This is a genomic window from Rahnella bruchi (assembly GCF_003614975.1).
Taxonomy (GTDB): domain Bacteria; phylum Pseudomonadota; class Gammaproteobacteria; order Enterobacterales; family Enterobacteriaceae; genus Rahnella; species Rahnella bruchi.
In genome coordinates this window covers 1-1763 of record NZ_QZWI01000037.1, presented here as the reverse complement: position 1 = coordinate 1763, position 1763 = coordinate 1, and the positions used below count along the sequence as shown (strand labels likewise).

The window sequence follows — 1763 nt, the reverse complement described above, 5'->3', positions numbered from 1 at the left end:
GCTCTTTAACAATTTATCAGACAATCTGTGTGGGCACTCACAAGACGATATCAGCCACCTCGGTGGCAAAAAATATCAAGTCTTAAAGAGTGACCAAGCAGTAATTCATTTTAGTGAATTATTACGAAAGTTAATTTTTGAGCACCGCTTAACTTGTTTAAGCAAATCGAACTTTTAATTGAAGAGTTTGATCATGGCTCAGATTGAACGCTGGCGGCAGGCCTAACACATGCAAGTCGAGCGGCAGCGGGAAGTAGCTTGCTACTTTGCCGGCGAGCGGCGGACGGGTGAGTAATGTCTGGGAAACTGCCTGATGGAGGGGGATAACTACTGGAAACGGTAGCTAATACCGCATGACCTCGCAAGAGCAAAGTGGGGGACCTTCGGGCCTCACGCCATCGGATGTGCCCAGATGGGATTAGCTAGTAGGTGAGGTAATGGCTCACCTAGGCGACGATCCCTAGCTGGTCTGAGAGGATGACCAGCCACACTGGAACTGAGACACGGTCCAGACTCCTACGGGAGGCAGCAGTGGGGAATATTGCACAATGGGCGCAAGCCTGATGCAGCCATGCCGCGTGTGTGAAGAAGGCCTTAGGGTTGTAAAGCACTTTCAGCGAGGAGGAAGGGTTCAGTGTTAATAGCACTGTTCATTGACGTTACTCGCAGAAGAAGCACCGGCTAACTCCGTGCCAGCAGCCGCGGTAATACGGAGGGTGCAAGCGTTAATCGGAATTACTGGGCGTAAAGCGCACGCAGGCGGTTTGTTAAGTCAGATGTGAAATCCCCGAGCTTAACTTGGGAACTGCATTTGAAACTGGCAAGCTAGAGTCTTGTAGAGGGGGGTAGAATTCCAGGTGTAGCGGTGAAATGCGTAGAGATCTGGAGGAATACCGGTGGCGAAGGCGGCCCCCTGGACAAAGACTGACGCTCAGGTGCGAAAGCGTGGGGAGCAAACAGGATTAGATACCCTGGTAGTCCACGCTGTAAACGATGTCGACTTGGAGGTTGTGCCCTTGAGGCGTGGCTTCCGGAGCTAACGCGTTAAGTCGACCGCCTGGGGAGTACGGCCGCAAGGTTAAAACTCAAATGAATTGACGGGGGCCCGCACAAGCGGTGGAGCATGTGGTTTAATTCGATGCAACGCGAAGAACCTTACCTACTCTTGACATCCAGAGAATTCGCTAGAGATAGCTTAGTGCCTTCGGGAACTCTGAGACAGGTGCTGCATGGCTGTCGTCAGCTCGTGTTGTGAAATGTTGGGTTAAGTCCCGCAACGAGCGCAACCCTTATCCTTTGTTGCCAGCACGTAATGGTGGGAACTCAAAGGAGACTGCCGGTGACAAACCGGAGGAAGGTGGGGATGACGTCAAGTCATCATGGCCCTTACGAGTAGGGCTACACACGTGCTACAATGGCATATACAAAGAGAAGCAAACTCGCGAGAGCAAGCGGACCTCATAAAGTATGTCGTAGTCCGGATTGGAGTCTGCAACTCGACTCCATGAAGTCGGAATCGCTAGTAATCGTAGATCAGAATGCTACGGTGAATACGTTCCCGGGCCTTGTACACACCGCCCGTCACACCATGGGAGTGGGTTGCAAAAGAAGTAGGTAGCTTAACCTTCGGGAGGGCGCTTACCACTTTGTGATTCATGACTGGGGTGAAGTCGTAACAAGGTAACCGTAGGGGAACCTGCGGTTGGATCACCTCCTTACCTAAAGATACGCATTGTGCAGTGTCCACACAGATTGTCTGATGA

The 1763-nt window shown here is 51.6% G+C and carries 1 rRNA gene; it reads left to right on the top strand.

Annotated features, from left to right (window positions below):
- Window positions 1-175 precede the first annotated feature (175 nt).
- Window positions 176-1718, top strand: a 16S ribosomal RNA gene (locus D5398_RS25150).
- Window positions 1719-1763 lie beyond the last annotated feature (45 nt).